The following is a 25,688-nucleotide window of genomic DNA, read 5'->3' as shown; positions in this document are numbered from 1 at the left end:
GCCGGCCGCCCCCTCCTCACTCGAACGGCGGGCCGAGCGGTGACCGTGTGACGGCTGCTCGGCGAGCGGGACCGGAGGCCCGCCGGGGCGGGTTCCCGAGGGCTACCTGGCAGTAGGGTCGGGCCCATGACTACACAGGACAGCGGCAGCGCGCCCAAGCCCCCCGCCAAGGACCCCTGGGACCTTCCCGACGTCTCCGGCCTGAGCGTCGGCGTGCTCGGCGGGACCGGCCCGCAGGGGCGCGGCCTCGCCTACCGGCTCGCCCGCGCCGGACAGAAGGTCACCCTCGGCTCCCGGGACGCGGCCCGCGCCGAGCAGGCCGCGGCCGAGCTGGGCCTCGGCGTCGAGGGCGCGGACAACGCGGAGTGCGCCCGGCGCAGCGACATCGTGATCGTCGCCGTGCCGTGGGACGGCCACGCCAGGACGCTTCAGTCCCTGCGCGAGGAACTCGCGGGCAAGCTCGTGATCGACTGCGTCAACCCCCTCGGCTTCGACAAGAAGGGCGCCTACGCCCTCAAGCCGGAGGAGGGCAGCGCCGCCGAACAGGCCGCCGCCCTGCTGCCGGACGCCCGGGTCACCGCGGCCTTCCACCACCTCTCGGCCGTACTGCTCCAGGACGAGTCCATCGAGGAGATCGACACCGACGTGCTGGTCCTGGGCGAGGCGCGGGCCGACACGGACCTCGTGCAGGCGCTGGCCGGCCGGATCCCCGGCATGCGGGGCATCTTCGCCGGCCGGCTGCGCAACGCCCACCAGGTCGAGTCGCTGGTCGCCAACCTGATCTCGGTCAACCGCCGCTACAAGGCCCACGCCGGACTGCGCACCACCGACGTCTGACCGGCCCCGCCGGGCCCGGTCAGGGCACAACGGGGCATGGGGGACACTGGACGGGACCGCGACCCGTTCCCGACAGGAGTCGACCCCCATGCCCCGCATCGCTCTCTACGCCCTCGTCGTCTGCGTCCTCGCCGTCGTGGCCGCCGTGGTCTCCTTCGCGCAGGGCAGCCTGCTCGGGATCGTCTGGGTGCTCGTCGCGGGGCTCTCGTCGAACATGACCTGGTTCTACATCCGCAGGCACCGGCTGGCCGTCGCCGCCGACGCGGGCTGACCTGGGGCCTTTCGTCTGGATCAGGCCGGGCTCGCGACCTGATCCAGACGAAAGGCCCGAACCGCCGCGCGGTCAGCCCACCGCGCAGCCCGGGTCCTGCTCGTCGAAGAGGCCCCGCCAGAAGCGGTACAGGTCGTAGCCGCAGTACCGCTGGAACTCCTCGACGCCCAGCCCGCGCAGCAGCGCGTGGATCGCGTCGAAGAACGCGATGTTCACCTCGGGGATCCACAGGATCGCGAACACCGCGATCAGCCCGAACGGTGCGATCGGCTCGACCTGGCGGCGGATCCGGTACGAGAGCCACGGCTCGATCACCCCGTACCCGTCCAGCCCCGGGATCGGCAGGGAGTTCAGGATCGCCGCCGTCACCTGGAGCATCGCCAGGAACGCCAGCGCGTACCGGAAGGCGAGCGGCACCCCGTCGAGCGCGTCCAGCCAGAACGGGGCCGTGCACACCACCGCGAACGCCACGTTCGTCAGCGGGCCCGCCGCCGAGATCAGGCTGTGCTTCCAGCGGCCGTGGATCCGGCCGCGCTCGATGTACACCGCGCCGCCGGGCAGCCCGATCCCGCCCATGATCACGAAGAGCACCGGCAGCACGATGCTGAGCAGCGCGTGCGTGTACTTCAGCGGATTGAGCGTCAGATAGCCCTTCGACCCGACCGAGAGGTCCCCGCTGTGCAGGGCGGTACGGGCGTGCGCGTACTCGTGCAGACAGAGCGAGACGATCCACGCCCCGGTGACGAACAGGAACACCGCGAAGCCGGTGGCGTCCGCGAAACCCGTCCACACCGCCCAGCCCGCGACCGCGGTGACGGCGGCGATGCCGAGGAAGACCGGGCTGATGCGCCGGTCGCCGCGGGTGGCTGCGGTGGTCATCGGCACTCGGCTCCTGGGGTGAGGGGGTGGGGAGGGTGAGGAATGGTACGGCGTGGAGCGCGGCCGGGGGACAGGGGGGCGCGCGAGGAGGGATGCGGGAAGGGGGGAAGGGGGATCCGGGAAAGGGGGGATCGTACGGTCCGACAGGGCTGGAACGTCGGAGACCGCTTGTGGAGTTCCACCCGGTCAACGCCGCGCCCCCCTCCGTCACGGACAATGGGCCCGTGCGCTACTGCATCCTCGGTACCACCCGGGCACTCCGCGACGACGGCACGGCCGTCCCCCTCGGCGGGGCGCGGCTGCGCGCCCTGCTCACCGTGCTCGCGCTGCGCCCCGGCCGGACCGTCCCGGCCGGGGTCCTCGTCGACGAGGTGTGGGACGGCGACCCGCCCGCCGACGCGGCCGGCGCCCTCCAGGCCCTGGTCGGGAGGGCACGGCGGGCCCTGGGCCGGAGCGCCGTCGAGTCCGTGGAGGGCGGCTACCGGCTCGCCGCCCCGCCGGACGCCGTGGACCTGCACCGTTTCGAACGCCTCGCGGGGGAGGGGAACCGGGCCCTGGAGGAGGGCGACGCGGCGCATGCCCTCGCCCTCCTGGAGGATGCCCTCGCCCTGTGGCACGGGCCCGCCCTCGCCGATCTGCCCGACCGCGCGGCGACGGCGTCCCGCTGGGAGGCCCGCAGACTCGACGCGCGGCGCGCCGGGCTCGGGGCCCTCCTCGCCCTGGGGAGAGCGGGGGAGGCACTGCCGGAGCTGGCCGTTCTCTGCGACGCCCACCCGCTCGACGAACCGCTCCAGGTCCTGCGCATCACGGCCCTGCGGGACGCCGGACGCCCCGCCGAGGCGCTGGCCGCGTACGAGGAGGTCCGCACCCTGCTCGACGACCGCCTGGGCACCGCCCCGGGACCGGCCCTGCGCGCCCTGCACACCGAACTGCTCCACCAGGAACCGGCCACACCGCCCGCACCGGGGTCCGAGCACCGCCCCGCCCCGGGCCGTCCGCCCGCCGTGGGCGCGGGCCTCCCCCCGGCGGCCCCCACCCCGGCCCCGCCGGGGAACCTCCGGGCCCGGCTCACCAGCTTCGTCGGGCGCGACAGCGACATAGCCGCGCTCCGCGACGACCTCGGCCGGAGCCGGCTGGTCACCCTGCTCGGCCCCGGCGGCGCGGGCAAGACCCGGCTGTCCCAGGAGACCGCGGAGGCCGCCGCCGAGGGCTGGCCCGACGGTGTCTGGCTCGCCGAGCTGGCGCCCGTCGACGACCCGGACAGCGTCCCCGAAGCCGTCCTGTCCGCGCTCGGAGCCCGCGAGACGGTGCTGCGCGGGGCCGGGGCCGAGGAGCTGCGGGCCACCGACCGCACCGGCGCCGACCCCCTCGTACGCCTCACCGAGTACTGCGCCCCGCGCCGGATGCTGCTCCTCCTGGACAACTGCGAGCACGTCATCGGGGCGGCCGCCGCCCTCGCCGACCGGCTGCTGGCCCACTGCCCGCAGCTCACCGTCCTCGCCACCAGCCGCGAACCCCTCGGCGTGCCGGGCGAGTTCGTCCGCCCCGTCGACCCGCTGCCGGACCCGATGGCGCTGCGTCTGCTCGCCGAGCGCGGGGCGGCGGCCCGCCCCGGCTTCCGTACCGACGCGGACGAGGCGACGGCGGCCGCCTGCGCCGAGATCTGCCGCCGCCTGGACGGGCTGCCGCTCGCCATCGAACTGGCCGCCGCCCGGCTGCGGATGCTCACCCCGCGCCAGATCGCCGACCGGCTCGACGACCGCTTCCGCCTCCTCACCAGCGGCAGCCGGACCGTACTGCCCCGCCAGCAGACCCTGCGCGCCGTCGTCGACTGGTCCTGGGACCTGCTCGACGCCGCCGAACGGGCCGTGCTGCGACGCCTCTCCGTCTTCGCCGGAGGCTGCTCCCTCGCCGCCGCCGAGGAGGTCTGCGCACTCCCCGCCCCCGACGACGGCGTCGCCGTCGACCCCCTGGACGTCGCCGCCCTGCTCGGGTCCCTGGTCGACAAGTCCCTCGTCGTCGCCGCGCCCGGTGACGACGAGGAGATGCGCTACCGGCTGCTGGAGACCGTCGGCGAGTACGCCGCCGAACGCCTGGACGAGGCGGGCGAGCGGGACGCCGTCGAGCGGCGCCACCTGGTCCACTACCGGGAACTGGCCCGGATCACCGGACCGCGGATGCGCGGCGTCGGACAGCGGGAGGCCATCGCGGTCTTCCAGCGCGAGTACGAGAACATCCGCACGGCGCTCCGCCACGCCGTCGCCGCCCGGGAGGAGCACGAGGCCCTCTGCATCGTGCTGTCGATGGCCTGGTACTGGATGTTGCGGGACCTGCGCTCGGACGCCCGCCAGTGGAGCGAGCTCGCCGCCTCGCTCGGCCCCGACCCCTTCGCCCCGCCCGGTGTCCGGGCTCCGGTGCTCGTGGAAGGGGCCACCGACCGGCCGCCGCCGATGGACGACGAACAGCTCGCGGAGGCGCGGCGCGGGGTGGCGCTGATCCAGCTGTCCGGTGTGGACAACGCGATCAGCGAATGGTCGACTCCCGAAGGCAAGGCGCGCCTGAGGATCATCACGGACACCTACCGGCCGGGCATGCCGCAGACCTGCCGCATGCCCGGAACGTTCTGGCTGTTCGCGGTCATGCTCACCAGCGACATGGACCGGCTGTTCGCGGTGCTCGACGAGACGGTCCGGGCCTCCCGCGTCCATGGCGGCGAGTGGGAGCTGGGCTCCGCGCTCCACACCCGCGCCAACCTCCTGTCCAACAGGCCCGAGCGGGTGGCGGACGCGCGCGCCGACGCCGAGGAGAGCCTGGAGATCTACACCCGGCTGGGCGACGACTGGGGCGCTGCCGAGGCTCTTTCCGCGCGGGGGGAGGCCAACGAGCGCGCCGGGGATTTCCTGGCGGCCCTGGACGACTACCGGGCCGCCGTGGAGTACGCGCAGAAGATCGGCGCCCAGAGCCAGGCGGCGCTGCTGCGTGCCCGGTACGCCGGAGTCCTCATCGAGCTCGAACGCCTCCCGGAGGCCGAGGCGATCCTGCGTGACGTGACCGAGAACGGCCGGCAGTCCGGTCACGAGGCGACGCCGATGGCCCGCATGCACCTGGGGTTCGTCCTCGGGCTCCAGGGGCGGGTCGACGAGGCCCGTCGGGAGGCGCATCTGGTCCGCGAGGACTTCAAGTCCCGTGATGTCGCCATCTTCGGTGGATTCGTCCATGGCGTACTGGCCTGGCTCGACAACCTCGACGGCGCCCACGTCTCCGCCCTCGACAACGCGCTGATCGCGCTGAAGGGCGCGCTGGAGCCGCTGTCGATGATGGTGGCACCGCAGATGCCTTCGTCCCATCTGACGGCCATGGCCCACGCGCTCGCCGGATTCGGCGACGCCGGGGCGGCGATGGACGCCGCCCGGCTGCTGGCGTTCCAGGCGACTCTCCTGCCCAAGGGGCACGTGCCGAGCGTGATGGAGCACCGCAGCCTGGTCCTCGCCGAGCAGGCCGCCCGCGCGCGGGTCGACGACGACGCGGTGTACGCGGCGGCGTACGCGGAGGGCGGTGGCCTCACTCTCGATGAGGCCACCGCCCTGGCGGAGGCGTACCGGCAGACTCCTCCGGCCTGACTCAGGCCTTCTTGCGGAACTTGGCCACCGCCAGCGGAGCCATCACCAGCGTGATCCCGGCGGCCCAGGCGAGCGTCCACCAGACCGAGTTGCCGACCGGGTCGCCCTGCATGAGTGCCCGTGCCGCGTCCGCGAGGTTGGAGAGCGGGTTGTAGTCGGTGAAGGTCTGGAGCCAGCCCGGCATGGTCTGGGTCGGCACGAAGATCGAGGAACCGAACTGCAGCGGCATCAGCACGATCATCGCCATCCCCTGGACAGCCTGGGCCGTCTTCATGGACAGCCCGAGCAGAATGAAGATCCACATGATGGAGGCGCCGAACACCGCCGACAGCGCGACCGCCCCGAGGAGCCCGAACACCGAGCCGTGCAGCTCCATGCCGACGACGAACCCCATGCCGAGCAGGATGAGCATGGCGACCATCAGCCGGCCCAGCTCGACCACGATCTTGGCGATGAGCACCGAGGACCGGGCGATCGGCATCGTCCGGAACCGGTCCATGACCCCCTTGCGGAAGTCGTCGTTGACGCCGGTCCCGACGGCCATGGCGATGTTCAGCCCCATCATCGCCATCAGCCCCGGCACCAGGTAGTTCACGTACTCCTGGCGGTTCCCGCCGAGGCTGGCGCCGACCGAGCCGCCGAAGACGTACACGAACAGCAGGATGAAGATGATCGGCATCAGAAGGACGTCGAACATCGACTCCGGGTCCTTCTTGATCTGGAGCAGATTGCGCCGCGCCAGGGCCCCGATGTGCCGCAGATTGGCCCGCAGGCCGATGCCGCCCTCGTCGGCCACCGCCGGCTTCGACGGTGCGGTGCCCGCGGACCCGGCGGGGGCGGGGGTCAGAGTCGTGGTGCTCATGCGGCGACCTCCTGGGGAGCCTGGTCGGAGAGGGGCGCGGCCTTGTCGCCGGTGATCGCGAGGAACACCTCGTCGAGGCTGGGCAGAGCGGTGGAGACATGGGCGAGGGAGAACCCCCGGACGCCCAGCAGCCCGATGACGGCGGTCAGCTGCTCGTCGCTGAGGATCGGCACGTACAGCAGGCCCTCGTCCGGTACCGCCTGCGCACCGGCGACGCCGTCGAGCCCCGCCTCCCGGATCGCCTGCGCCATCGCGGCCAGCTCCGCCGGGTCCGAGGGCCGGATCTGGAGGGTGCGTCCGCCGACCTTCGCCTTTAGCTCGTCGACCCCGCCCCGGGCGATGATCTTCCCCTTGTCGATCACGGTCAGCTCCTTGGCGAGCTGCTCCGCCTCCTCCATGTACTGCGTGGTCAGCAGGACGGTCGCGCCCTCGGCGACCATCCGCTGCACCTCGTCCCAGACCTCGTTACGGGTCCGGGGGTCGAGCCCCGTCGTCGGCTCGTCCAGGTAGAGCACGGACGGACTGCCGATCATCGAGGCGGCCAGGTCGAGCCGGCGGCGCATCCCGCCGGAGTACTCCATGCAGGCCCGCTTGCCGGCCTCGGTGAGCGAGAACCGCTCCAGCAGCTCGTCGGCGCGGGCCCGTGCCCGCTTGCGGGGCAGATCGAGCAGCCGCCCGATCATGTAGAGGTTCTCCCAGCCGGAGAGCTTCTCGTCGACCGAGGCGTACTGCCCGGTGAGGCCGATGGTGCGGCGGAGCTGCCGGGGCTGCTTGACCACGTCGTAGCCCGCGACGACCGCGTGGCCGGCGTCGGGGGTGATCAGGGTGGAGAGGCAGCGTACGAGGGTGGTCTTGCCCGCGCCGTTGGGGCCGAGCACACCGAGGACGGTTCCTTCGCGGACGTCGAGGTCCACGCCGTCCAGTGCTTTGGTCTCGCCGTAGTGCTTGACCAGCCCCCGCACCTCGACGGCGTTCCGGCCGTTGCCGGGGTTCTTGTCGATTCGTTCCATGTCCACCAGCAGACCAGCGCCCACCGACAGCTCGCCGACAGGCCGCCGACACGGCCCGGCGCCGGGCCCCGGACGGGCGACAGCCCGCCGATGGGGGATGTCGGCGGGCTGTCGGTGGTGCGGGAAATGGCTGGCGGCGCGCGCCGAAGGCACCTCGGAAGGGGCCGTACGGTCAGTGCGCGGGCATCAGTGGAAGGTGTGCTCCGGCGCCGGGAACGTGGAGCTGACGACCTCGTCCGCGAACTCCTTCGCCGCGTCGCCGAGCACCTGACGCAGGTTCGCGTACTGCTTGGTGAAGCGCGGCACCTTGCCGCCGGTCAGCCCGACCATGTCCGTGTAGACGAGCACCTGGGCGTCGGTCGCGGAACCGGCGCCGATGCCTACGGTCGGGATGTGCAGCGTACGGGTGACCTCGGCGGCCAGCTCGGCGGGCACCAGCTCCAGCACGACGGCGAACGCGCCCGCGTCCTGCACGGCCTTGGCATCGCGCAGCAACTGCTGGGCGGCCTCCTCGCCGCGCCCCTGGACCCGGTAGCCCATCGCGTTGACGGACTGCGGGGTCAGGCCGATGTGGCCCATGACCGGGATGCCGGCCTCGACCAGCAGCCGGATCTGCTCGTGGGACCGCTCGCCGCCCTCCAGCTTGACCGCGCCGACGCCCGACTCCTTGACCAGCCGGGTGGCGTTGCGCAGCGCCTGGACGGGACCCTCCTGGTACGAGCCGAAGGGCAGGTCCCCGACGATGAGGGCGCGCTTGGTGCCCCGGACGACGGCGGCGGACAGCATGGCGATCTCGTCCATCGTGACGGGCACGGTGGTCTCGTAGCCGAGGTGGCAGTTGCCCATGGAGTCCCCGACGAGCATGACCGGGATCCCGGCCTCGTCGAAGACGGACGCGGTCATCGCGTCGTAGGCGGTGAGCATCGGCCACTTCTCGCCGCGCTCCGTGGCGGCGGCGATGTCGTGGACGGTGATGCGGCGGGTGGACTTCCCTCCGTACAGCGCTTTGCTGCTGTCGGCGGACGCACCTGCGGGGGAGGACTGATTCTGTGCAGCCTGAAGCGACATGGCCGGTGGCTCCTTCGTCATCTCGAGGCGCCCTGACGGCGTCCCCGGATCCCTTCCATGGTGGCATCCCGCCCCACCACTCGGGAAGTGGGCCCGCACGCGTGTCCGAACGGTGGCCGGTGGGGAAACTTTTAACAATACGAGACGGTCTCGTATCGAAATGGGGCTAGGATCGCCCCCATGCCCATACCGTCCGGCGCTCCCGCCGCCGTGCCCCGTGTTCCCGAGGCGATCCACCGCCGCCGCTGGTGGATTCTCTCCGTCCTCATGTTCAGCCTGCTCATCGTGGTGCTGGACAACTCGATCCTGAACGTCGCGGTCAAGACGATCGCGAGCCCCGCACCCACCGGCATCGGCGCCACCCAGAGCGAGCTGGAGTGGGCGATCAACTCCTACACGCTCGTCTTCGCCGGGCTGCTGTTCACCGCGGGCCTCCTCGGCGACCGGATCGGCCGCAAGAAGGTCCTCCTCGCCGGCATCCTGGTCTTCGGCATCGGCTCCGCGCTGGCCGCCTTCTCCGCCTCGCCCGGTGAGCTCATCAGCTGGCGGGCGCTGATGGGCTTCGGCGCGGCCTTCGTGATGCCCGCCACCCTCGCCGTCCTGATGAACGTCTTCGAGCGCGACGAGCAGCCCAAGGCCATCGGCATCTGGGCGGGCAGCGTCGGGCTCGGCATCGCCATCGGCCCGATCACCGGCGGTCTGCTCCTGGAGCACTTCTGGTGGGGCTCGATCTTCCTGGTGAACGTCCCGGTGGTCGTGATCGCCCTCGTCGCCATGGCCGTCCTGGTCCCCGACTCCCGCGACCCGAAGCCCGGCAAGGTCGACCCCGTGGGCGTCGCGCTGTCCATCGTCGGCCTGGTCCTGCTCGTGTACGGGATCATCCGGGGCGGTGAACTGGCCGACTTCACCGACACCACCGTCCTTCTCGCCATCGTCGGCGGACTGCTGGTGCTGGCCGGATTCGTCTGGCACGAGAAGCGCAGCAGCCACCCGGCCATCGACATCACGTACTTCCGCAAGCCCGCCTTCTCCGCCGCCGTCGCCGCCATCGCGCTGGTCTTCTTCGCGCTCATGGGCGTGACCTTCTTCTCCGCCTTCTACCTCCAGAGCGTGCGCGGCTACACCGCCCTGGAGTCGGGCCTGCTGATCGTTCCGCTCGCCGCCGCCCAGATGATCTTCGCGCCCCGGGCCCGGCTGGTCGTCGACCGCTTCGGGGCCCGCGCGGTCTGCACGGTCGGCATGCTGCTCGTCGCCGCAGGACTCGCGTCGTTCGCCCTGTTCGACACCGGTACGCCGGTCTGGGTGATGTGCCTCGTCTTCTTCGTCCAGGGCACCGGGATGGCGCACATCATGCCGCCCGTCACCGTCGCCGTGATGCAGGCGCTGCCCCGTGAGAAGGCCGGTTCCGGATCCGCCATCAACAACACCTTCCGCCAGGTCGGCGGGGCGCTCGGCATCGCGGTCCTCGGCTCGGTGCTCTCCACCGTCTACCGGGGGGACATCGAGGGGCACCTCGGCGCCGTCCCGGCCGACGTCAGGGACGTGGCGGGCGAGTCCATCGAAGCCACGCTCGGCGTCGCCGAGAAGCTCGGCCCGGTGGCCGGAAAGCCGCTGGTCGCCGCCGCCAACGACGCGTTCGTCAGCGCCATGCACGTGACCGCGCTCGGCTCGGCGGCCGTCGCCCTGATCGGCGCCGTCGTCGTCGGCCTGTTCCTGCCCGGCCGGACCCCGGCGGCGACCGGGGCCCCCGCGGAAGCCGCGCCCGAGAAGGAGAAGCTGGCCCGGTGAACCGGGGCGGCCCCGGTTCACCGGTGCGCGCCCGGTGAACCGCGGCCGGCCCGGTGAGGCCCGTCGCTCCGTGCCTCCCGGGTCGGCGAGAATCGGGGCGACGTGCGTACCGGTGCGACAGGCGGACGTACGAGGGACGACAGCGCGGCGAGAGGCGGCTTCAGGTGCAAGGCCAGGACGGCGAGCGGGACCGGTGCGCGGCACGTGACGGGGGCGAGCCGCCGGCCGGGGCGGCGGATCCGGAGCCCCGCCGCGGGCGTCCCCGCTCCGCCGCGGCGGAGCGGGCGATCCTGGACGCCGTCATCGCCCTCCTGGAGGCGGGCGAGCCGCTGGCGGGCCTCTCCATTGAGCGCATCGCGCGCACGGCGGGCGTCGGCAAGGCCACCATCTACCGGCGCTGGAGCGGAAAGGAGGAGCTCTTCGTCGACGTCGTACGCGACATGGAGCCCACCGACCCGCCCGTCTCCGGCACCGCCGGACTCGCCGACCTGCGCGTGATGCTGGAATCGATGCGCACCCGGGGCCTCGCCCAGCGTTCCTCGGTGCTCCTGGTCAACATCTTCGCCCAGATGAAGAGCCACCCGAAGCTGTGGCAGGAGTACTCCGGCACGGTGATCGCCCCCCGGCGCGTCGCCATGCTGGAGGCGGTGCGGCGCGCCGTCGCCGCCGGGGAACTGCGCGACGACCTCGACGTGGAGCTGATCGACGACCTCTTCGTCGGCCCCATGCTCGTCCGCACGGTGCACCGCCCCGACGCGCCGCTCCCCGACGACCTCGTGGACCGGGTCATCGCCGCCCTGCTGGGAGGGCTCGCCCCCGTACGAGTGTGAGCGTTCTGTCACAAGGCCCCCGGCCTGCCCCCGCACCGGAACCCGTCGTCCCGCCTCCGTCGTCCTGCTTCCGTACGGGCACTCCGTACGGTCGTGGGACGTCGGGCGGGTCTTCGGGCCGACGGCCGGAAAGACGCCGCTCATCGCCTAGGGTCGAGGGCGCGGCGATGTGCAGGGCAAGGCAGTGAGGACACGCGATGGTGCAGGCGTACGGAGCGGACACGGACAACGGCAGCGCGGAGCGGCCGGAGGCCGGCGTGTCCCGCTTCCGGGGCCTGTGGGACACGCTGAGGTCCGACCGGGGCGTCTGGCGGCGCGGGATCGTGCTGGCCCTCTGCTCGGTGCTGCTGACCCTGCTGATGGTCGTCCACGCGCAGATCCCCAACCGGCTCGGCAACCTCGGCAGTCTCGTCGAGACGTTCCTGCCGTGGGTCGCGCTCTTCATCCCGGTGCTGCTGATCCTGGGTCTGGTGCGGCGCTCCGCGACCGCCGTGATCGCGCTGCTGCTGCCCGCCGTGGTCTGGCTGAACGTCTTCGGGGGCCTGCTCACCGACAAGTCCGGCGGCGGCGGCGACCTCACCGTCGCCACCCACAACGTCAACGCGGGCAACCCCGACCCCGACGGCACCGCCCAGCAGGTCGCCGGTTCCGGGGCGGACGTCGTGGCCCTCCAGGAACTCCCGGGCAGGCAGGTCTCCACGTACGAGAAGTCGCTGGCCGACCGCTACCCGTACCACTCGGTCCAGGGCACCGTGGGCCTGTGGAGCAAGTACCCGCTGGCCGACACCAGGCCCGTCGACATCAAGATGGGCTGGACCCGGGCGATGCGCTCGACGGTGAGGACCCCGCAGGGCGAGGTCGCGGTGTACGTGGCCCACCTGCCGTCCGTCCGCGTGAAGCTGCACGCCGGGTTCACCGCCAACCAGCGCGACAACAGCGCCGACGCGCTCGGCGAGGCCATCGCCGACGAACGGGTGGAGCGCGTCGTCCTGCTCGGCGACCTGAACGGCACGATGAACGACCGCTCGCTGAACGCGGTCACCGCGCAGATGCGCTCCACCCAGGGTGCGGCGGGCGACGGCTTCGGATTCAGCTGGCCCGCCTCGTTCCCGATGGCCCGGATCGACCAGATCATGGTCAAGGGCGTCGAGCCGATGGCCTCCTGGACCCTCGCGGCGACCGACAGCGACCACCTCCCGATCGCGGCCCGCGTGGAGCTGTGACGTGTCCGGCGGGCGCAACGAGCCGTTCACCTGCCGGTAGGCGTCCCGGCACAAACATCTGCGAGAATTTGTTCCGGTAACTTACATATGGCGTGAGCCGTTGTCCGGCACCCCGTGTGCCCCGGCAACGGCTTCCTGCTGTTTCCGGCTGAGCGTTTCCATGAAAGGTCCCCTCCCATGCCCCTGGCTCTCCTCGCCCTGGCCGTGAGCGCCTTCGGCATAGGCACGACGGAGTTCGTCATGATGGGGCTGCTGCCCAACGTGGCGGACGACCTCGGCACGTCCGTGCCCACCGCCGGATACCTCGTGTCGGCGTACGCGATCGGCGTCGTCCTGGGTGCGCCCCTGCTCACCGGCCTCGGCTCGCGGGTCCCGCGCAAGCGGATGCTCCTGCTGCTGATGGCGCTGTTCACCGTCGGCAACCTCGCCTCCGCGCTCGCCCCGGACTTCGGCTGGCTGATCGCGGGCCGCTTCCTCGCCGGTCTCCCGCACGGCGCGTTCTTCGGCGTCGGCGCGGTCGTCGCCACCCGGCTGGTCTCCGAGGGCCGCCAGGCGCGCGCCGTCGCGACGATGTTCCTCGGCCTGACCGTCGCCAACATCGTCGGCGTCCCCGCGGCGACCCTGCTCGGCCAGCACCTCGGCTGGCGGGCCACCTTCCTCGTGGTCGCGGCGATCGGCCTCGCCGCGATGGCGGCCCTCGCCCGTCTGGTGCCCCGCATCCCCGTCGAGGCGCACCAGGACGTCCGCCGCGAGCTGCGCGCCCTCGGCAACCGTCAGGTGATCCTCGGCCTGCTCACCGCCGTCTTCGGCTTCGCCGGGGTCTTCGCGGTGTACTCGTACCTCTCGGCCATGACCACGAAGGCGATGGGCTTCGGCGAATCCTCGGTCACCCTGGTCCTGGCCCTCTTCGGCATCGGGATGACCCTGGGCGCCCTGGCCGCCGGCCCCCTCACGGACCGGGCGCTGCGCCCGACCCTGTACGGATCGCTCGGCGCGCTCGCGGTGGTCCTGGTGGTCTTCCCGTTCACGGTGCACGTCCCGTGGGCGGCGCTGGTGATGGTGGTGCTGCTGGGCGGCGTGGGGTTCATGACGACGACGCCGCTCCAGATGCTGGTGATGAACAAGGCGAAGGACGCCCCGACGCTGGCCTCCGCCTCCAACCACTCCGCGTTCAACCTGGCCAACGCGGGCGGCGCGTGGCTGGGCGGCGTGGCCATCGCGGCGGGCTGGGGCTGGACGTCCCCGGCCCTGGTCGGCGCGGTCCTCGCGGTGGCGGGCCTGGCAGTGGCGGTGACAGCGGGCTACCTGGACCGGGACCCGTCACCGAAATCCCGCGTGGTGGCAGGAGGCCCCCGCACCTCGCCCCGCGCACCGACGGCAACAAGCCCGTCGAGCCCCCACTCCGACACCCACTCCAGCCCGTCCGGCGCTTGAGGACGGAACCGTTGCGCGGGGCGCCCCGGCAGCCACGTCGGGCCTGCACACTTCAGCCCGTCCGGCGTTTGAGGACGGAACCGTTGCGCGGGGCGCCCCGGCAGCCACGTCGGGCCGGCATCTCCAGCCCGTCCGGCGCTTGAGGACAGAACGAAGCGCCGGACGGCCCGGCACACTCAGCCCGTCCGGCGCTTGAGGACGAAGGCGGCCACCGGACGCCCCCGGTAACCGCCCACCCGCTACGACGACTCGCGCCAGCGGTTCGTGATCGGCAGCCGCCGGTCCTTCCCGAACCCCTTGGGCGAGATCTTCGTCCCCGGCGGATACTGCCGCCGCTTGTACTCGGCCGCGTCCACCATCCGCAGCGTCTTCGCCACCAGCTCCGCGTCGAACCCGGCCGCCACGATGGCGTCAAGACCCTGGTCCCGGTCGACGTACATCTCCAGGATCGCGTCCAGGACGTCGTAGTCCGGCAGCGAGTCCGTGTCGACCTGCCCCGGCCGCAGCTCCGCGCTCGGCGGCTTCGTGATCGAGGCCTCCGGGATCGGCGGAGTCTGCCCCCGCTCCTCGGCGGCCCGGTTGCGCCACTTCGCCAGCCGGAAGACCGACGACTTGTAGACGTCCTTGATCGGCCCGTACGCCCCGACCGCGTCCCCGTACAGCGTGGAGTAGCCGACCGCCAGCTCGGACTTGTTGCCCGGCGCCAGCACGATCTGCCCCTCCTGGTTGGACAGGGCCATCAGCATCGTGCCGCGCAGCCGCGCCTGGAGGTTCTCCTCGGCGAGGCCGGTGAGCTGGAGCGACCCCATATAGGCGTCGAACATCGGCTCGATCGGCACGGTGCGGAAGTTCAGCCCGGTCCGCCGCGCCAGCTCGGCGGCGTCGCCCTTGGAGTGGTCCGAGGAGTACTTCGACGGCATCGAGACGCCGTACACCTGCTGAGCGCCGAGCGCGTCGCAGGCGATGGCCGCGCAGATCGCCGAGTCGATGCCGCCGGAGAGCCCGATCAGCACACTGCTGAAACCGTTCTTCGCGGCGTACGCGCGCAGCCCGACGACCAGCGCGGAGTAGATCTCCTCCTCGTCCCCCAGCCGCTCCGCGTACCCGCCCGCCAGCTCCGGCTCGTACGCGTCCAGGGGCCGGTCGGACAGCACCACATGGTCGATGCGCAGCCCGTCGTCCACCACACCGGAGGGCGCCACGGCCCCGGCGGCGGGCAGCTCCAGATCGAGGATGACGCTGCCCTCGGAGAACTGCGGGGCACGGGCGATGACCTCGCCCTCCTTGTCGACGACGATCGAGTCGCCGTCGAAGACCAGCTCGTCCTGACCGCCGATCATCGCCAGGTAGGCCGTCGTGCAGCCGGCCTCCTGGGCCCGCTTGCGGACCAGCTCCAGCCGGGTGTCGTCCTTGTCCCGCTCGTACGGCGAGGCGTTGATCGACAGCAGCAGCCCGGCGCCGGCGGACCGGGCGGCCGGGACACGCCCACCGTCCTGCCACAGGTCCTCGCAGATCGCGAGGGCCACGTCGATGCCGTGGATCCGGACGACGGGCATCGAGTCGCCCGGCACGAAGTACCGGAACTCGTCGAACACCCCGTAGTTCGGCAGGTGGTGCTTGGCGAAGTTGAGCGCGATCCCGCCGCGGTGCAGCACGGCGGCGGCGTTGCGCGGGGAGCCGGCCGGCTGCCCGTAGCGTGCCGCGGCGTGCTCGGAGCGGTCCAGATAGCCGACGACGACCGGCAGTTCGCCGAAGCCCTCCGCGTCGAGCCGGGCGGCCAGCGCACGCAGCGCCTGACGCGAGGCCTCGACGAAGGACGACCGCAGGGCCAGGTCCTCGACGGGGTATCCGGTCAGCACCATCTCGGGGAACGCCACCAGGTGGGCGCCCTGCTCGGCGGCGTGCCGGGTCCAGTGGACGATCGCCTCCGCGTTGCCGGCGAGGTCGCCGACGGTGGAGTCGATCTGATTCAGTGCGAGGCGTAGTTGAGGCACGGAGCCCAGTGTAATCGTCTTTCTGACGCGATGTCCCGGCGGGCCGGGCAAAATCTGCTCCGGCCCACCGAAACCGCAGGTCGAAGCGGCTGTCCGCACCGACCTACCGGGGATCGCGGGGTCAGCCCCGGTAGCCGAGGACCGTCATCATCCCCGCCTCCGCGTGGTAGACGTTGTGGCAGTGGACCATCCACAGCCCCGGGTTGTCCGCGTCGAACTCCACGGTCAGCGACCGGTGCGGCAGCACGATCGCGGTGTCCTTACGGGCCCCGGCGGCGTTCCCGCCGAGCGCGAAGGTGTGCCCGTGCAGATGCAGCGGGTGCCACATGGCCGTCCCGTTGTCGAAGACCAGCCGCACCCGCTCGCCCGCCTCCACCGGCCGCCGGTGCTTCGCGCTGTACGGCTTCCCGTCGAAGGCCCAGTCGTACTTCGCCATCCCCCCGGTGAGCCGCATCCGGATCGTCCGGTCCGGCGCGCGGGCGGGCAGCGCCACCGACGGGTCCGGCGCCAGCCGCCCCGCCTCCACCAGCTTCCCGTCCAGCTCCTTCGGCCGTACGGAGGCGGCGGGCGCGGCCCCGCTCCCGGTCCGCAGCACGGCCAGCGCGGACTCCTTCTTCCCCTCGGCCAGCGCGGTCAGCGGGAAGACCCCGTCGCCCGCGGTGACGAGCACGTCGTACCGCTCGCCCATCCCCAGCAGCAGCGCGTCACCCGTGGTGTGCCGGACCGGGAACCCGTCGGTGTGCGTCACGGTCATCCGGTGCCCGCCGAGCGCGACCCGGAAGGCGGTGTCGCCACCGGCGTTGATGATCCGCAGCCGGATACGGTCGCCGGGCCGCGCGGAGAAGGAGGCCGGGTCCTGCGGCACCCGCCCGTTGACCAGGTAGTGCGGGTAGGCCACATCGCCGGCGTCCCCGCCGAGCAGCTCGCTGGTGGCCCCCATCATCATCCGCGAGGGCCCCTCGCCCTCCGCGTCCTTCTCGCCCGACATGGTGTGCGCGCCGTGGTCCATCCCGCCGCCCATGCCCCCGGACAGCTCCTTGAGGACGGCGTCCGGAGTGGACCCGTCCACCCCGTCGACCCAGTCGTCGAGGACGACGACCCACTCCTTGTCGTACGCCAACGGCTCCTTCGGGTCCTCGACGATCAGCGGCGCGTACAGCCCCCGGTCCTGCTGGACGCCGGAGTGCGGGTGGAACCAGTACGTCCCCGGGTGCGGCACGGCGAACCGGTAGGCGAAGTCGGCGCCCGGTGCGATGTCCCGCTGGGTCAGGCCGGGGACCCCGTCCATGTCGTTGCGCAGCGCGAGGCCGTGCCAGTGCAGGGAGGTGGGCTCCGGCAGATGGTTGGCGAGGGTGAGGGCGAGCGTGTCGCCCGCCGTCACCCGCACCTCGCGCCCGGGCAGCCGGTCCCCGTACGCCCAGGAGGCGACGGTCCGTCCGCCGCCGAGGTCGAGCCGGGCACGGGTCGCGGTGAGGGAGACCTTGCGCACGGGTCCGGAACCGCGCGCCGCCTCGGCCGCCTCGACCTCCTTGCCGCCGGGCGAGACGTACGTGTCGGAGTTCTGCGCTCCGCCGGGGGAGTGGCCCCCGCCATGATCGCCGCCGCCACCGTCGGAACAGGCGGCGAGGGCTCCCGTGCCGGCGACGGCGAGAGCGGCGCCGAGCACGGCGCGTCGTGTGGGTTGCGTGGGCATGCCGAATACACCTCTGAAGAACTGAAGAACTGAAGGGCTGTTGTTGCCCGGAGTGAGGGCGGAGGTGAAACGCCCACTCCTAAATACGCAGCACCGAAACGCTGGCGAGCACCGATATCCGGGGCGGCGGAATCGGCCGCAGCACCCGCAGCAGCCCCGCACCCACCGGCGTACCGAGGGGCCGCCCGTCGGCGCGCAGCCCGAGCAGCCAGGAGCCGACGAGAGCGAGGCCCCAGACGCCGAGCACGGCGAGGCAGACGGAGAGCGGATCCATACCGCTCATGGGGGCGCCGGAACCGGGGGAGTCGTGCGGCGGCGACTGCTGGGCGTCGACGACGCCCGGAGCCGGGACGGGACCCGGGGCCTGATCCTGGCCGGGGGCCTGGGCCATGTGCCCGGTCACGGCGGGGGGCGACACCGACGAACCGCCGTGCTCCGCCGGATGCCCGACCGTATGCATGGTGACGATGCCGAACAGCAGAGCGGCGAACAGCATCAGCTGCCCGTACGTCACGCTCCTGCTCCGCGTCCTGCCCGCCATGCGGGCCACCCTACCCCTGGCGGGTATACGACCGGGGCGGGGGGCGGCCCGGCGCTTCCAGCACTCCGCCGGAGCGGGGACGGGCGCCGGGCCACCGTCGTACAGGCGCTCAGCTGCGGGAGTAGACCTTCTCCGCCCAGCCCGCGATCTGCTCCTCGGTGAGGTGCTGCGCCAGGTCGGCCTCGCTGATCATGCCGACCAGCTTCTTGTTCTCGACGACGGGCAGCCGGCGGATGCGGTGGGTCTGCATCTCCTCCAGGACCGCGTTCACATCGGCCTCCGCCTCGATCCAGCGGGGCGTGCCCTGGGCGAGATCGCCCGCCGTGACCTTCGCCGGGTCGTGCCCCTTGGCCACACAGCCGACGACGATGTCGCGGTCGGTGATGATGCCGACCATCCGGTCGGAGTCACCGTTGGCGGATACCGGCAGCGCGCCCACGTTGTGCTCGCGCATCAACTGCGCCGCACGGTCGAGCGTCTCGTGGGCCGGGATCCAGCGGGCCCCGCTGTGCATGATGTCTTTGGCGGTCGTCATGGGGGATTTCCTCCTGCGTGCCGATGGCACTGCCGTACGGCCCCGAGCGCAACCCATCGTCACCGGCCCTCCGGGGCCGCGCGACCGCAATCACCCGTTCGGGTGCGCCGGCACAAGGACGAAAGCTGACGCACCCGTCGTCAGGGCTCAGGCCCGAAGACATGGCTCAGGGCCGAAGGCATGGATCCGGGCCGAAGGCATGACTCAGGGGCGAGGCTCGGCTTCCCGTTCGGCCAGCATGTCCCGCATCAGCCCCAGCTCGGACTGCTGACCCTCGACCATGCCCCGGGCGAGCCGCTGCTCGGCCGGAACCGAGCACAGGGACGCACAGGCCTCGGCCATCGCGACGCCGCCCTTGTGGTGGTCCGTCATCAACTGGAGGAAGAACACCTCGGCCCGCTCACCGTCGAGGCGGTTGAGTCGCGCCAGCTCGGAGCGGCTCGCCATGCCCGCCATGAGCACCCCGTCCGCACCGGAACCCGCCTCCGAGCCGCCCGAGCCGTGCCCACCGTGCCCGGTCCCGCCCGTATCGGTCCCACCGTGCTCGTGCCCGCCCGTATCGGCCATCCACGCCATGGGCTGCTCCCCGCCCGGGGCGACCTTCGGCAGCTCCCACAGGCCGAGCCAGCCCAGCAGCATGCCGCGCTGGTTGGCCTGGGTGTTGGCGATGTCGTAGGCGAGACGGCGTACGTCCTCGTCGTCCGTGCGGTCGCGGACGATGAACGACATCTCGACGGCCTGCTGATGGTGGACGGCCATGTCCCGGGCGAACCCGGCGTCGGCGGACGAGGCCCCCGGAACACGGGCGTCCCCCGCTCCCGCCCCGTCCCCGTCGCCCCGCGCGGAGGCGACGGTGGCCGCCCCCGCGAAGAGCAGGGCGAGGGCCACGGCGGCACCGGCAGCCCGGCGGACACGCCGGGTCTTCCGCCGCTCCACGAGCGCGTGAGGATCCTCGTCCCCGACCGTGCGCCCACCGGCCGTGCGCTCCCCGGCCGTCACTGCGGCACCGTCGCCAGCCCGCCGGTGCAGGGCGCGCCGGGCTCGGGGGTCTGCGTGCCCTGGACGTACTGGGCGAAGAACTGGTCCACCCGCTTGTCGTCGGCCGAGTCGACGGCGACCTGCTTGCCCCAGGCGCTGAGCATGATCGCGCCCTCCTGACCGGTGTACGGGCTCATCAGCGTGAACGGGGTCTTCTCGACCCGTGCGGCCAGCTCGGCGACATCGGCGTCGGCGGCCTTTCCGTTGTAGGTGACCCAGACCGCGCCGTGCTCCAGGGAGTGCACGGCGTTCACGTCCGGGAGGGCCTTTTCGTATACGTCGCCGTCGCAGTTCATCCAGGACTGGTTGTGGTCGCCGCCGACCGGAGGCTTCATCGGATAGTCCACCGAGCCCGCGACGTGGTTGCGGCCGAGCTTCGCCGCGTCCCAGGACTTCAGCCCCTCGATGGCCCCGCCCGAGGCGTCGCCATGGGAGTCGCCGTGCCCGCCCGGGTGCTTGCCGTCCTGGGCCGCCGAGGCCTCGTCGGACTTCTCGTTCGCCTCGGAGTTCTCCAGCAGCAGGTAGGAGCCGAAGGCGACGAGACCGGCCACGACGGCAGCGCTCAGCCCTATGGCGATGGCCCGGTTACGGGTGGCGTGGGCGCGCGGGTCGGGGGCCTGCGGCTGGGGGTACCGGGGGTCGAAGCTCATGTCGTCGAGTCCTTCTGCGAAGGGGCCGGGAGGAGGGAGGACGGTCCGTGAACCGATGCGCGCGGACGGGCGGAAAGCCGGTCGGGAGGCCGGGCGGAAAGCCGGCCACCGCTCGGCCGCTGCCCCCGTGCGCCACGGTCGCCGATCGTAGTGGGTGGCCGAGTGCTCTCTCTCACACCGTGTGCGTAATCTGGGGGAAATCCCGGGTCGCGATACTGAAGTGTCCCCCTACCCCGGGCGGTGGTGCACGGACCGTCTGAACTGCAAGGATGTGGCAATGGACAAGCAGCAGGAATTCGTCCTCAGGACCCTTGAGGAGCGCGACATCCGCTTCGTGCGGCTGTGGTTCACCGACGTCCTCGGGTTCCTCAAGTCCGTCGCCGTGGCTCCGGCCGAGCTGGAGCAGGCCTTCGACGAGGGCATCGGCTTCGACGGCTCGGCGATCGAGGGCTTCGCCCGAGTGTACGAATCGGACATGATCGCCAAGCCGGACCCGGGCACCTTCCAGATCCTGCCCTGGCGCGCGGAGGCCCCCGGCACCGCGCGGATGTTCTGCGACATCCTGATGCCGGACGGCTCCCCGTCCTTCGCCGACCCCCGCTACGTACTGAAGCGGATCCTCGCGAAGACGTCCGACCTCGGCTTCACCTTCTACACCCACCCCGAGATCGAGTTCTTCCTGCTGAAGAACAAGCCGGTCGACGGCACGCGCCCGACCCCGGCGGACAGCTCGGGCTACTTCGACCACACGCCGCAGAACGTCGGCATGGACTTCCGCCGCCAGGCGATCACCATGCTCGAATCGATGGGCATCTCGGTCGAGTTCAGCCACCACGAGGGCGCCCCCGGCCAGCAGGAGATCGACCTGCGGTACGCGGACGCGCTCTCCACGGCGGACAACATCATGACGTTCCGTCTGGTGATGAAGCAGGTGGCGCTGGAGCAGGGCGTGCAGGCCACGTTCATGCCGAAGCCGTTCTCGGAGTACCCGGGTTCGGGCATGCACACCCACCTCTCCCTCTTCGAGGGCGACCGCAACGCCTTCTACGAGTCGGGCGCGGAGTACCAGCTCTCCAAGGTCGGCCGCTCCTTCATCGCGGGCCTGCTGACGCACGCGGCGGAGATCTCCGCCGTCACCAACCAGTGGGTCAACTCCTACAAGCGCATCTGGGGCGGCTCCTCCCGCGCGGCCGGCGCGGGCGGCGAGGCCCCCTCGTACATCTGCTGGGGCCACAACAACCGCTCCGCCCTCATCCGCGTCCCGATGTACAAGCCCGGCAAGACCGGCTCGGCCCGCGTCGAGGTCCGCTCCATCGACTCCGGCGCCAACCCCTACCTCACCTACGCGGTCCTGCTCGCCGCGGGCCTCAAGGGCATCGAGGAGGGCTACGAACTCCCGGCCGGCGCGGACGACGACGTCTGGGCCCTCTCCGACGCCGAACGCCGCGCGATGGGCATCGAGCCGCTCCCGCAGAACCTGGGCGAGGCGATCTCGCTGATGGAGAAGAGCGAACTGGTCGCCGAGACGCTGGGCGAGCACGTCTTCGACTTCTTCCTCCGCAACAAGAAGCAGGAGTGGGAGGAGTACCGCAGCGAGGTCACGGCCTTCGAGCTGAAGAACCTGCTGCCGGTGCTGTAACCGCAGACGGGCGGTTCAGGAAACGCACTGCGGGCGGGTCGTCCCGGTTCAACCGGGCGGCCCGCCCGCAGCCATGACCAACGCTGGGCCCTCCAGGGGCCGTGAGGCCCCGACGGGCGGCCCCCGTACATGGAGGATGAGGGGGGCGGGGATCCACGGCTTGCGACATAGTCCCGAGGTGGCTCCCGGGGACCTTTATGCCCGCCCCCCTTGACCGCGGACCTCGAAGGTTCTCTGACCGGTCTCTATCCACCGCGCAACTTATCAAGTGGCACTGACAACGGTCCTTGGTCCAGGAGGAGCGACGGTATCCCTGTAAGGTCTGGGGCCGCGTCCGCAGGACGTGCGGAGAAGCGGGTTCGCTGAGTGGACGGGGTGGGCGCATAGAGCGCATCGGTGGATTGTTGACGGGCTGCGGGCCCTCGGTGCTGGAAGCGCTCGGGGCTGCGGGGTGGAGTGCGGGACGGCGGGTCGACACCGGGACCTGGACGCGGAAACTCGTGGCGGCGGGGTTCGAGTTCAACGACGTGGCGACAGCGGCCTGGGCGGAGTTCGGCGAGCTGACGATCAAGAGTTCTCCGGCTCGTGTCCCTTCCTCGTCGCTGCGTCTGGATCCCGTTGACGCCTGTATCGACGCGTCCGAGGAGGCTCGGAAGCTGATGTGCCGATACGGGGAGAACTACAGCCCTCTGGGCATGTGGTCGATCCAGTACAGGTCATACGTGGCGGCGAGCGGGCGTGTCATCGCCGTGGGAGCGGGCTTCATGTGGCAGCTGGGCACCAGCTTCGCAGAAGCACTGACCTACGTGGTGGAGGGCGATGGCGGTGCCGACCGTACCGAGCGGGCGGCCTGGCTGTGACTCCTTCACCTGCCCTCGCGGGATCTTGCGAGGGCAGGTGTGATCACGGTGCCGGAGTCCCGGCGCCATCAGGGTGTTGCGGCCCAGACGTAGAGGGGACCGCTGACCGAGACGTCGTCCACCGCGTCGCCTGAGATGTGCTCGATCACCGCCATGGCCACGGTGCCCTTGTCCGTGACGGAGCACAGCGCGGCGCCCTCGACGAATCCGCGGTCCTCGCGGTCATTGCGCTCCGACAGCGCCAGCGCGCCGAAGCCGGTGCCCGCTGCGGCCCGGCAGGAATCGAACGACTTCGGGGCGTCGACCCGGAGGAGTCCGACCCGGGTGTTGGGCAGCGCACGCAGTTGGTAGTCGCCCAGGCCGGTGCAGGTATCGGGCCAGTACAACAGCTCAGCCCCGCCGGGCTCCTGGACCGCGCCGTTGTTCTCGTCCTCGGTCCGGCTGGTGCCGTCGTCGAGGTCGATGAGCTGCTGTTCGTGCTGCGTGCACGGGACAGGTGCGAGGCCCCACATCGTGCTGAGGGCCTTCGCGTATCCGTCCGGCGCGGTGAGATCGGCTGCCGGCGAAGCGGATGCGGATGCGGATGCGGACGGTGCCTCGTCCGACGGGGCGGGCGGTTCCGGCTCCGGTTCCTTGGACGAAGGCATGCCGGACGGGCTGGGGGAGGCGGGCTGCGTGGCGCTGTCGACGGTGCCCGGGGCGGGCGCGGCGACAGGTCCGGAGTCCTTGCCCCCGAAAGCGACGGTCACCAGGATTCCGACCAGAGGGATGGCGATGCCTCCGACCCACCAGGCCCAGCGCGGAGGGTCGGTGCGCGGGGGCGAGGGAGGGTACGGCGGTGGTGGAGGTGGCGTCCCCGGACCTGCTGGTGTACTCATGTCCCCCTCCGATGAACCGACTTCGCGCTGCGTTTCAGCCTATCGATCACGCGGGTCGCCGCACTCGGGTTTTGTACCGTCGCCGGCCTCGAACGTTCGGAGGCGGAGGCCGGTTCAGTAGCGGTGGCCCGGCCAGTGCGGGTCCTCCCAGCGGGCCGGGCCGGTGAGGCCGATCAGGCGTACGCGGTGCAGCAGTGTCGCGGAGCCCTTCCGGAGGTGCAGCCGCCTCGGCACGTGGCGGACCAGCCAGGCGGTCAGCTCGCCGCGCATGCCGCTCTCGTCGTCGTAGTCCTGGGCGTCCCAGGGGAGTTGGTCGCCCAGGAGGTCGTACTCCCACGCGGCGGCCGCTTCGGCCAGGTGACGGTCGGACATCTCGTGGTCGAGGGCCTCCCAGACGGTGAGCCACGGGCCGAGCGTGGTGGAGGCCTCGCCGCAGAGGGCCAGGATCTCGTGGACGGGCACGGCGGGGGCCGGGTCCACGAGGCTCCGGGCCCACCAGGCGTGCAGGAACTCCCACACCGCCGAGCTCTGGTGCGCGGGCCACTGCTGCCAGTGCCCGCGGGCGAACGAGCGCCCGACCTCGTACATCCCGAACATGGGCTCCACGCGGCCACCCACCAGCGCCCGGGCGAACTGGGGCAGGATCCGGCGCAACACCGCGCCGTGGTCGGCCCAGTCGGGGGCGTCCCAGGTCCGCCGGAGGAGGTCCGGGGAGAGGCCGACGTCCGGGGTCTTCAGCAGCGCCAGCTCCTCCGGGCTGCCCCAGTGGCAGTCGCACTGGACCTCGTCGGCGCGCGCGGTCATACCGCGGAAGGTGTCGTCCAGGCCGTCCAGGGCGCGGTCGAGCCGGAGCCGGGCGGGGGTGGTGGGATTCATCGTGATCGGCACAGCCTCAGGGACTCCAGCAGATCTCCGCCTGCCGAAGATCGCCACCTTACGCAGTGGGGCCGGCCGTGTCGCCAGGATTGTCACGAGCGGCCCGCGACCCGGCCCCACCCGTACGCCTCGTACGGCTCCGTACGCGAGCGACGGGCAGGGGCCAGGCCGTGACCGGACACGGGCTGGCTACACCGGCGGCGTCCCCGGCGGTGACGGTGCGGGGGGCGGGTTGGGCAGCGGAGGGCCCGGGTCGGGCGGGGATTTCGGGGGGCCGCTGCCGTGTCTGCCGTCGTTCCGGACCTTGCGGGTCGTCAGGCCGTAGACGCCGAACGGCGGGAAGAGGTCGACGCGGCGCGGGTAGTCGCCCTCCGTGCACTCCTCGCAGAGCAGGTCACGGCCGGCGGGGGTATGGCGGGCGGCGGTGACCGGGGCGTTCCAGCACGCCTCGCAGACGCGGACGTCCGTCGCGGAGAGGGCGATCATCCGGGCCTCCCCGGTGGTGCCGGCAAGGCGCGGTGGGTGCTGCGCATCAGGTGCCTCCGTCGCTGGTTGGTGGGTGGCGACCCGGCCCGGCCGCTGTCCTGCCGAGGAATCGGCGGCCGGGGCGGGAGTTCAGGGGGCGTCAGGCCGTACGCCGTCGGGTCGCCGCGGCCGCCGCCTCCAGGAGTGCGGACACCCCGCACCGCGCCTCATCGGCGGGTCTCCCGCCAGACGCGGACGAGCTTCGTGGCGTCGGGGCAGATCGCGCCGGTCCGGCAGGCGGTGCACGTCATCGTGTGGCCGAGCAGGGCGCGGTACGCCGCGTCGGGGGAGTCGGTCGTGGTCACGTTCGCCTCTCTGCTGATCTCGGCCCAGACGAATTCGGAGGTGCGGTTGAGCGTGTGTCCGTAGAGGTCCGCCGTGGCCAGGGCGGCGAGGACGGCCGAGTGCGCGGTGGCGCTCAGCCCGGCGGGGAGATCGGCCTCGACGCGGAAGACGTCCGGGCCGGTGGTCATACGCGGTTCGGTGCCTGTGGCGGCGGCGAGCATGCCGGTCAGCGCCGCGACCCGCGCTTGTGCAGAGCGCACACTTCTCCCCTGGTCACCAAATGTCACTCCAAGTAATGCTGAGTACTCAGCTTCAACCTGATGGGTTAGCTTTGTCAACAGCGACGCCCATA

At 71.9% G+C, this 25,688-nt stretch carries 23 protein-coding genes; 9 read left to right on the top strand and 14 right to left on the bottom strand.

Annotated elements, in window-relative coordinates:
• Positions 1-126: 126 nt before the first annotated feature.
• Positions 127-837, top strand: a complete 711-nt coding sequence (npdG, locus tag IE272_RS02350) for an NADPH-dependent F420 reductase (protein ID WP_190006137.1) — start codon at positions 127-129, stop codon at positions 835-837.
• Positions 838-925: 88 nt separating this feature from the next.
• Positions 926-1,108 (top strand): hypothetical protein, encoded by a 183-nt coding sequence (locus IE272_RS02345; RefSeq protein WP_007458712.1) that lies wholly within the window; start codon positions 926-928, stop codon positions 1,106-1,108.
• Between the two features lie 72 nt (positions 1,109-1,180).
• On the opposite strand, the gene IE272_RS02340 is transcribed toward IE272_RS02345, so the two are convergent.
• Positions 1,181-1,987 (bottom strand): site-2 protease family protein, encoded by an 807-nt coding sequence (locus tag IE272_RS02340; RefSeq protein ID WP_050357936.1) that lies wholly within the window; start codon positions 1,985-1,987, stop codon positions 1,181-1,183.
• 224 nt (positions 1,988-2,211) lie between these two features.
• On the opposite strand from IE272_RS02340, the gene IE272_RS02335 reads away from it, so the two are divergent.
• Positions 2,212-5,607 (top strand): AfsR/SARP family transcriptional regulator, encoded by a 3,396-nt coding sequence (locus IE272_RS02335; RefSeq protein ID WP_229897183.1) that lies wholly within the window; start codon positions 2,212-2,214, stop codon positions 5,605-5,607.
• A 1-nt stretch (position 5,608) separates the two neighbouring features.
• Here the strand turns inward: IE272_RS02335 and IE272_RS02330 are convergent, their stop codons facing one another.
• The 3 genes from IE272_RS02330 to panB form a co-directional block, all read right to left on the bottom strand.
• Entirely contained in the window at positions 5,609-6,469 is an 861-nt protein-coding gene (locus IE272_RS02330) for an ABC transporter permease (protein ID WP_050357937.1), read from the bottom strand.
• Positions 6,466-7,479 carry an ATP-binding cassette domain-containing protein gene (locus IE272_RS02325; protein WP_050358275.1) on the bottom strand — a complete coding sequence of 338 codons (1,014 nt, stop codon included), beginning with the start codon at positions 7,477-7,479 and terminating at the stop codon, positions 6,466-6,468. The genes IE272_RS02330 and IE272_RS02325 overlap by 4 nt, the downstream gene beginning before the upstream one ends.
• Positions 7,480-7,665: 186 nt before the next feature.
• Positions 7,666-8,547 (bottom strand): 3-methyl-2-oxobutanoate hydroxymethyltransferase, encoded by an 882-nt coding sequence (gene panB / locus IE272_RS02320; RefSeq protein WP_056706564.1) that lies wholly within the window; start codon positions 8,545-8,547, stop codon positions 7,666-7,668.
• 180 nt (positions 8,548-8,727) lie between these two features.
• On the opposite strand from panB, the gene IE272_RS02315 reads away from it, so the two are divergent.
• The 4 genes from IE272_RS02315 to IE272_RS02300 all read left to right on the top strand — a co-directional run bounded on the left by IE272_RS02315 (position 8,728) and on the right by IE272_RS02300 (position 13,822).
• Positions 8,728-10,335: a DHA2 family efflux MFS transporter permease subunit gene (locus IE272_RS02315; protein ID WP_190006135.1), complete on the top strand. Its 1,608-nt coding sequence runs from the start codon at positions 8,728-8,730 to the stop codon at positions 10,333-10,335.
• A 164-nt stretch (positions 10,336-10,499) separates the two neighbouring features.
• Positions 10,500-11,165 carry a TetR/AcrR family transcriptional regulator gene (locus IE272_RS02310; protein WP_050357940.1) on the top strand — a complete coding sequence of 222 codons (666 nt, stop codon included), beginning with the start codon at positions 10,500-10,502 and terminating at the stop codon, positions 11,163-11,165.
• 197 nt (positions 11,166-11,362) lie between these two features.
• A complete protein-coding gene (locus tag IE272_RS02305) occupies positions 11,363-12,388 on the top strand; it encodes an endonuclease/exonuclease/phosphatase family protein (RefSeq protein WP_190006134.1) in 1,026 nt (341 codons plus the stop codon).
• A 177-nt stretch (positions 12,389-12,565) separates the two neighbouring features.
• Positions 12,566-13,822 carry an MFS transporter gene (locus tag IE272_RS02300; protein WP_190006133.1) on the top strand — a complete coding sequence of 419 codons (1,257 nt, stop codon included), beginning with the start codon at positions 12,566-12,568 and terminating at the stop codon, positions 13,820-13,822.
• 239 nt (positions 13,823-14,061) lie between these two features.
• On the opposite strand, the gene IE272_RS02295 is transcribed toward IE272_RS02300, so the two are convergent.
• The 6 genes from IE272_RS02295 to IE272_RS02270 all read right to left on the bottom strand — a co-directional run bounded on the left by IE272_RS02295 (position 14,062) and on the right by IE272_RS02270 (position 20,273).
• Positions 14,062-15,816, bottom strand: coding sequence for an NAD+ synthase (locus IE272_RS02295; protein ID WP_050357943.1), 1,755 nt, complete (start codon positions 15,814-15,816; stop codon positions 14,062-14,064).
• Positions 15,817-15,937: 121 nt separating this feature from the next.
• Complete coding sequence (locus tag IE272_RS02290) at positions 15,938-17,509, bottom strand: multicopper oxidase family protein (RefSeq protein ID WP_057662258.1); 1,572 nt, start codon at positions 17,507-17,509, stop codon at positions 15,938-15,940.
• A 79-nt stretch (positions 17,510-17,588) separates the two neighbouring features.
• Entirely contained in the window at positions 17,589-18,050 is a 462-nt protein-coding gene (locus IE272_RS02285) for a hypothetical protein (RefSeq protein ID WP_050357945.1), read from the bottom strand.
• A 109-nt stretch (positions 18,051-18,159) separates the two neighbouring features.
• A complete protein-coding gene (locus IE272_RS02280; RefSeq protein ID WP_050357946.1) occupies positions 18,160-18,585 on the bottom strand; it encodes a CBS domain-containing protein in 426 nt (141 codons plus the stop codon).
• A 204-nt stretch (positions 18,586-18,789) separates the two neighbouring features.
• Positions 18,790-19,521 (bottom strand): DUF305 domain-containing protein, encoded by a 732-nt coding sequence (locus IE272_RS02275; RefSeq protein WP_190006315.1) that lies wholly within the window; start codon positions 19,519-19,521, stop codon positions 18,790-18,792.
• A gap of 59 nt (positions 19,522-19,580) precedes the next feature.
• Positions 19,581-20,273, bottom strand: coding sequence for a thioredoxin-like domain-containing protein (locus IE272_RS02270; protein WP_050357947.1), 693 nt, complete (start codon positions 20,271-20,273; stop codon positions 19,581-19,583).
• A gap of 277 nt (positions 20,274-20,550) precedes the next feature.
• Between IE272_RS02270 and glnA2 the strand changes: the two genes are divergently transcribed.
• Together glnA2 and IE272_RS02260 are read left to right on the top strand one after the other, a co-directional pair.
• Complete coding sequence (gene glnA2, locus IE272_RS02265) at positions 20,551-21,912, top strand: gamma-glutamylpolyamine synthetase GlnA2 (RefSeq protein ID WP_003969536.1); 1,362 nt, start codon at positions 20,551-20,553, stop codon at positions 21,910-21,912.
• Between the two features lie 425 nt (positions 21,913-22,337).
• Entirely contained in the window at positions 22,338-22,772 is a 435-nt protein-coding gene (locus IE272_RS02260) for an SUKH-3 domain-containing protein (protein WP_157875705.1), read from the top strand.
• A 68-nt stretch (positions 22,773-22,840) separates the two neighbouring features.
• Here IE272_RS02260 and IE272_RS02255 read toward each other — a convergent pair whose 3' ends face one another.
• The 4 genes from IE272_RS02255 to IE272_RS02240 all read right to left on the bottom strand — a co-directional run bounded on the left by IE272_RS02255 (position 22,841) and on the right by IE272_RS02240 (position 25,557).
• The gene (locus tag IE272_RS02255; protein WP_229897182.1) at positions 22,841-23,521 is read right to left on the bottom strand and encodes a hypothetical protein; all 681 of its coding nucleotides are present in this window, start codon (positions 23,519-23,521) and stop codon (positions 22,841-22,843) included.
• Between the two features lie 243 nt (positions 23,522-23,764).
• Positions 23,765-24,526, bottom strand: a complete 762-nt coding sequence (locus IE272_RS02250) for a hypothetical protein (protein WP_057668190.1) — start codon at positions 24,524-24,526, stop codon at positions 23,765-23,767.
• Between the two features lie 189 nt (positions 24,527-24,715).
• Positions 24,716-25,012, bottom strand: a complete 297-nt coding sequence (locus tag IE272_RS02245) for a hypothetical protein (protein WP_190006132.1) — start codon at positions 25,010-25,012, stop codon at positions 24,716-24,718.
• Positions 25,013-25,218: 206 nt separating this feature from the next.
• Positions 25,219-25,557, bottom strand: a complete 339-nt coding sequence (locus IE272_RS02240; RefSeq protein ID WP_050357951.1) for a hypothetical protein — start codon at positions 25,555-25,557, stop codon at positions 25,219-25,221.
• Between the last annotated feature and the right edge of the window lie 131 nt (positions 25,558-25,688).

This window comes from Streptomyces anulatus (genome assembly GCF_014650675.1).
In the GTDB taxonomy this organism is placed as follows: domain Bacteria; phylum Actinomycetota; class Actinomycetes; order Streptomycetales; family Streptomycetaceae; genus Streptomyces; species Streptomyces anulatus.
The sequence above is the reverse complement of the archived record's forward strand: the minus strand, read 5'-3'. Positions and strand labels throughout refer to the sequence as shown.